General features: G+C 48.1%; 7 protein-coding genes. 4 read left to right on the top strand and 3 right to left on the bottom strand.

From position 1 onward, the window contains the following. Nucleotides 1–166: 166 nt before the first annotated feature. The 3 genes from QQ91_RS03930 to QQ91_RS03925 all read right to left on the bottom strand — a co-directional run bounded on the left by QQ91_RS03930 (nucleotide 167) and on the right by QQ91_RS03925 (nucleotide 1,544). Nucleotides 167–547 (bottom strand): Uma2 family endonuclease, encoded by a 381-nt coding sequence (locus QQ91_RS03930; RefSeq protein ID WP_201277523.1) that lies wholly within the window; start codon nucleotides 545–547, stop codon nucleotides 167–169. After that, nucleotides 548–739 (bottom strand): Uma2 family endonuclease, encoded by a 192-nt coding sequence (locus tag QQ91_RS21710; protein WP_039727668.1) that lies wholly within the window; start codon nucleotides 737–739, stop codon nucleotides 548–550. 277 nt (nucleotides 740–1,016) lie between these two features. After that, on the bottom strand, nucleotides 1,017–1,544 hold the full coding sequence (locus tag QQ91_RS03925; protein WP_367889288.1) for a Uma2 family endonuclease: 528 nt from the start codon (nucleotides 1,542–1,544) through the stop codon (nucleotides 1,017–1,019). A 151-nt stretch (nucleotides 1,545–1,695) separates the two neighbouring features. Between QQ91_RS03925 and QQ91_RS03920 the strand changes: the two genes are divergently transcribed. The 4 genes from QQ91_RS03920 to QQ91_RS03905 all read left to right on the top strand — a co-directional run bounded on the left by QQ91_RS03920 (nucleotide 1,696) and on the right by QQ91_RS03905 (nucleotide 5,608). Then, entirely contained in the window at nucleotides 1,696–2,007 is a 312-nt protein-coding gene (locus tag QQ91_RS03920; protein ID WP_236096265.1) for a hypothetical protein, read from the top strand. A 148-nt stretch (nucleotides 2,008–2,155) separates the two neighbouring features. After that, on the top strand, nucleotides 2,156–5,089 hold the full coding sequence (locus QQ91_RS03915) for an SMEK domain-containing protein (RefSeq protein ID WP_039727669.1): 2,934 nt from the start codon (nucleotides 2,156–2,158) through the stop codon (nucleotides 5,087–5,089). Nucleotides 5,090–5,165: 76 nt separating this feature from the next. Then, nucleotides 5,166–5,402 carry a hypothetical protein gene (locus tag QQ91_RS03910; RefSeq protein WP_039727671.1) on the top strand — a complete coding sequence of 79 codons (237 nt, stop codon included), beginning with the start codon at nucleotides 5,166–5,168 and terminating at the stop codon, nucleotides 5,400–5,402. After that, nucleotides 5,399–5,608, top strand: a complete 210-nt coding sequence (locus QQ91_RS03905) for a PIN domain-containing protein (protein WP_236096264.1) — start codon at nucleotides 5,399–5,401, stop codon at nucleotides 5,606–5,608. The genes QQ91_RS03910 and QQ91_RS03905 overlap by 4 nt, the downstream gene beginning before the upstream one ends. Nucleotides 5,609–5,862: the final 254 nt, after the last annotated feature.

Here is a 5,862-nt window from a genome sequence, read left to right as displayed (position 1 = left end):
GCGGTCAGAGCTGGCAATCATGGAACTTGGTCGCCAGGTTGGCGAGTGAAGAGGGACAGGTGATCGGCGATCGCCCCTATTTTAAAGCGTCGCTTCGACAGTCTGATTTTGCCCTCTCTCCAAACCTCTCTCCCAGCGGGAGAAAGGCTTCAAACCTGAATATCTATTAGGCCAGAGTGCCCGCAGCTAATAGCTGGGCGACCGAGAGGGTGAGTTCGGGAAGAGTGGGAGAGGCGATCGCTTGCTCACCCGCGAATACAGTTTCTTCGTAAAATCCTTCTTCCCACTGGAGTACGGTGACTTTGGCCGTGAGCGGGTCAACAATCCAATATTCGGGCACTTCAATGGCGGCGTATTCAGACCGTTTGTAGCGGTAGTCACGAGTGATGGAGTCGGGTCTCACCACTTCGACGATGAGTTGCGGTGGCGTTTGAAAGACTGCGGATTGCCCCAGCAGTTCTTTGACTTGCTCGCGGGTGACCACACACAGGTCGGCGAGACGCGATTTGTTGAATCCGGTTCTGACTCCGGCTTCGCGAAAGGTCAGCTAGGGCAAGCCGAGACGGTGAATTTCGAGATCAAGTTGCTCTTCTAAAAACTGTGTAATCAGGAGATGTTCTATATGCGATGGATTTCTGACCACAAGTTGGCCATCCACCAGTTCGTAGCGGTTATCCGTGCCGTCGTCATAGGCCAGATAATCCTCAAAGGTGAGTGGCTGGGTAGCGGTATTGACCATGAGAAAATCACTAAGGTCGGCTGCTTTTAGTTTAGATGAGGGGGGGCAGGCAGCATCTTAGAGAGAGGGGCGATACGGGCCTCTCATCTTTCGGCGATCGCCCGCCGCCTTGATAAAACCGGCCCCCCCTTGATGCAATTGGGAAAATCGATGCTGAATAAACCAGGCTTGAGTCAGCCTGCTCAGCCTAAGGCTCCCGCTTGAAAAATAATGTCAGCCGTTAGCTCAAGCTCAGGAAACAGTGGGGAGCGAATGGTATCACTGCCGCGAAACTGGGTCACTTGATATTCATCTTCGACGAGGCACAAATCGATAGAGTTGGCTGTTTGGGGCTCCCAATATAGCGTCGTCCGCCCAACCCCAGATAATCGACAATCCAATATTCTGGAATCCCTAAGCTTTCATAATCCACCAACTTTTTGCCGTAATCATCGCGCCAGTTCGTGCTGACGACTTCGATCACGAGGGGCGCGGAGGTTCCCTGGGTGACTGTCGAGGCTTTTTTCCAGAGGGGTTCGTAGGTCAAGGCCGGGCGATTGAGCAGCACGACATCCGGTAGATAAGCGGTGTCTTCGTCGGGCAGTTTCACCAGGGCTTGTTTAGGCAGCAAGAAGGGCTGTTGTAACCGATGTACCTCTAGCAGTAAGGCCAAATTGAGAAAGGAAATGACTGCTTCGTGATCGCCAGTGGGTTGCCTTTCGATGGGGGTGCCGTGGTGCAGCTCGTAGCGACGGTTATCGGGCTTCCAGTCGATGAATTCGGCAAAGGTCATTAACTGGGCATCGGGGAGGGGAATGGTGACCATGGGAGTTGCCGGGGCAGACAAATAGCATCAGAATAGCTCAGTTCTGAGGGGGGAGTCCGGACAGGGATTAAACCGAGAAAGATAATCCGGGCTCCGCACCACCCACAGTTCCGCTAAACCAGAGGAACAATCGCCTGACGGCATCTGAAAATTGGCAAAGAACACGGCCCATCGGTCAACAAGATGTAACGGTTTTGACTTGCCTGGACGATCGCGATGGGTTAAATATCTGACCCGTATTGCTCGCGAATACGATGTCTCAGCCGGAGCGAGAGCGGTTGTTGCATCTGGTGATGGTTCGCCGGAGGGGGTGCGGTCTGTCATCCATAGGTTGCACAAACTCCAGTATGCGGAGCAGGCGACGTGGAGTCAGGCGATCACGATTCCGGAGTCGGGGATTTTGATTACGCCAGAGCAGGGTGAGGTGTTTAGCCTGTTGAGGCGCGATCGCTTCCTGGATTAATCGAGACAGCCGCTTAGATTTATCAAACTTCAAGCGGCTTTGATGTTTTTTGATGTTAAAAGGCGATCGCTGCTTGAAATAGCTACAATCCTGACTAGCAGCAAGGTACTGCTTAGTAGCTCGTAAGTTTGATCAGTTGAGGCTATTGATGAACCTTGAGATCTCGCTAAAGCGTGTAATTCAGTTAATGTCTCGCTTTGTGACTGAGATCAAAGGTGAGGCGTCAATAGGGCGGACAGATCTTAACAAGGCGGCTGAAACCATCCTGATACCTATACTTAATGAGATTTACGGCTGGAACTTAGAGAATGTCAATTACGTTGAGGACAATAACAACCATCCTGGTATTGATTTAGTAGATAAGGCAGCTAGGATTTGCATTCAGGTCACTGCAACTACAAGCGCCGAGAAAGTCAAGCATACTCTTGATCAATTCATCAAACATGAGCAGTATCTTGAATATGATCGTCTGATTTTCTTCTTTTTGCAGGAAAAGAAGGGCAGCTATCCGGAAAAAACAATTCAGAAGATTGTTCAGGAAAAGCTGACTTTTGATATTCAAAGAGATCTTTGGGATTATCGCAACTTACTCAAAGAGATTTCTAACTTTCAAATAGAACGAGTCAACAGAGTCCGAGAGATCTTAGAAGCCAACTTTAGTGAAAATAAGCACTTGTTATCTACATCAGGTCATGAGATTTCTTTTCAAGATCGAATTACTAGGTTCAAGAAACTTCAAAGAAAGGCAAGAGCATCGTGTATTGAGCGCTTTCGTATTGCGGTCGCGAGTCGAGAAACAGCCATTGCGCTGGCGGAGGATCAATCTTTAGGGAATCCTCCCGATTCTCTGACCCTTAAGTCTGGCAGTGTGCATGTATTGACTGGTGAATTGGGACTTGGTAAGACGCTAATAGCTCAGCGCCTATTTCAACTCACTCTCGCAGAAGCTATCGACAATCCAAAAGCACCTATCCCTATCTATATAGAATCAGGGCAATTGCAGAAAGGTGACTTTCTAGAAGAAATAGTTGAGACCGAAGCATCGGGTCTTGGAGATTTTGAAGTACAAGGAGTCTCTATTTTTTTAGACGGTCTTGATGAGGTTGATTCTCGGCTAGCAAGTCAACTACTGAGTGAGGCCTATGTACTAGCAGACACCTTACCCAAAACGAGTGTTTTGATCACGAGCAGACCTATTCCATGCGTGAATGAATTAGTGAAAGGCGCTAACATTCCAGTCCCACCATTATCTGAGCGGCAAGCATATGAACTCATCGAGAGGCTCTCTGGGCAGAAAGTAATTGCAATGACCGTCTCAGGGTGGACTGAGTCTGTGAAAGATGCAATTCGTCGTCCCCTGTTTACATTGATTTTAGCCAATTATTTGCAGCAGAACACAGCTCAGGCTCTACGTTCTGAAGGTGAGTTACTTTCGTGGTTAGTACGAGATGCTTTAAGAAGAGCAAAGGTTAATTTTTATGACTATATGCCTTTGTTGCAGCAGCTTGCGGTGCTCGCTACTGAGAGTAGCAATGGATGGGTTAGAGCAGCAGATTTAGCATCAATCGAAAATGTTTGGGAGCCTCTTCTAAAAGTTGGGTTAGTAGTAACGCGATCGCGCGATGTTATTTCCTTTCCGTTACCCATTTTGACTGAATGGTTTGCGGCTCAGAGCCTAGCTGACGACCCATCCATTATTGGAGACTGTGTTCATAGCCCTGAGCGTCTTGAAAAGTGGCGTTATCCACTTGTAATCGCAGTAGCAACTTTGAGCCATGATTTAGCTTCCCAACTATTAGAACCGATTGCTGAAACGTATCCAACGTTTGCTGTAGAAATAGTAATGGCTAGTTCTAGCCGTTGGGGAACACGTGAAACTCCACTACCTTCGGCTCAGCAGTGTGGACGACAGCTGCAACAGGCTATGCAAGCTTGGGTAAACGGCTTTGGAAAACTCTCTAAAATAATTTCACCTGCCCGAAAAGATGGCTCACTACCATGTGTGGGCACGCGAATAACAACAGGAACCCAAAATTATCTCCAAGCAGCTTGGTACAAAGGCTCTGAAAATTTAGGAGATACTGTTGACTTACCCATGCATTGGGACAGCAGTCATTCGCAGGAATGGAACAATTGGACTTACGGAAAAATGTCACGACCGAGCCATGAATCAGCTTGGGCTTGGCGGTGGACACTCGATAGTCTGAGCAATCATCTTGGGTGCAAGTTAGAGTTCCCCAGTCTTGAAATCGACAGTGAACCATTTATTCGCGAAGCAGCGTGGCGAGCCACATTGGCTATTGCTAGGCGTGAGAAAACCCTTAGCCACGCTCGGCAAAATTGGTGGGGTTTGGAAAAAGTACCGCTTACTAATTTAGATGAAGCTCTTGCCTATATTGAAGACCAATCAACTCACCATAATTGTTGGATTACTCTTTCGGATTTTGGCACTCGGAAACGACAACAAACTCTATACCTCAAATATCTACGCCAAGAGATAAACCGATTGAGAAGGGAAAATCAAACATATCTATTCTCACCCTGGATTGGACCAGACTTGGCGCAAGGCAAACGTCTTTGGGAGCTATATAGTCCGCAACGTTTACAAGAAAGAATTCAGATGGGTTATCAGGCGGCTCTCGATATCTATCAACAGATAGTAGAAACCTGGTTTTTAGAACTGAAGCCAGGGTTTCAGATTGCGGCCACCTTACCAGCGCGATTAGTAGGATATCTTTCGCCACTACCTGGAGATAATGGCTGGGATACTGAAGAACCCCCACAATTTCACTGGTTTTTGGAAGCTCTGCCAAAGGAAAAGGCAAACACGGTTGAGATCAATGCCCAAGAAGGGCCTTTTCGTGATGTTCAGCGGGAGCGAATAGATAGGGTACAGAAACGAATTGGTATCTTAAGGCCTGAATCAGCAGTTTGGATTCGCTATCCTCCGATGGGTGGAGGGTTGTCAGAAGAATACTTTTTCGGTCATAGTTCTGCTACTTCTTTGGCATATTCCTGGTTACGACAGGATTTGAAAAAAGTATTTGGAAATAGCAGTTTTATTCGCTCAACACGCTTTTGATTCTCAAGAGCTTCAGAGATCTGGAAGCCTTCCAGTTTAGTCAAAAAAAATCCTATTTGATAGCCTATACAGATTTATGAGTAATCCAATTGTCACTAAAGTCATTGAAGAGATGAACGAGCTGCCAGATAATTTGCAACAGCAGGTATTAGAATTCGTTGAAACGCTGCGGCAGCAACATCTCCAAACTGCTAGCAATGCCTGGGATGTTCTCGAATCTCTCACAGGCACCGTTGAAGCCCCTGCCGACTGGTCAGCCGAGCACGATCATTACCTCTACGGCACCCCCAAACACTCGGAATCTGAGTCATGAGTCGAGAGCGCCTATTCCTCGACACCGCCTTCATTCAGGCATTACTCAACCCCAACGACGAATACCACCCACAGGCCAAGCAACTCTTCCCCCGCGTTCGCGCCGCGTCAGAAGTGTGGCTCACCGAAGCCATTTTGGTCGAAGTCGGTAACGCCCTCAGTCGCCTCAATCGCAACGGTGCCGTTCAGTTTATTCAGCAGTGCTAGGGCACCGATAACATCCGAGTCGTCAGCGTCGATACCGCCCTCCTTACACAAGTCCTCGACCTTTACCAATCTCGCCCCGACAAAGACTGGGGACTGACCGACTGCATTTCCTTCATTGTGATGCAGCAGCAAGATTTAACAGATGCGTTGACCAGCGATCGCCATTTTCGCCAAGCAGGGTTCCATATCTTGATGACGAAAGCAGGCTGAGGCGTTCACTATGATTTAGAGAACAGCGATCGGCGCTCAACCGG

The sequence above is a fragment of the Lyngbya confervoides BDU141951 genome, from assembly GCF_000817775.3.
Lineage (GTDB): Bacteria > Cyanobacteriota > Cyanobacteriia > Thermosynechococcales > Thermosynechococcaceae > Lyngbya > Lyngbya confervoides.
Note: the sequence above shows the minus strand (reverse complement) of the source record. Positions and strands in the feature narration are given on the sequence as shown.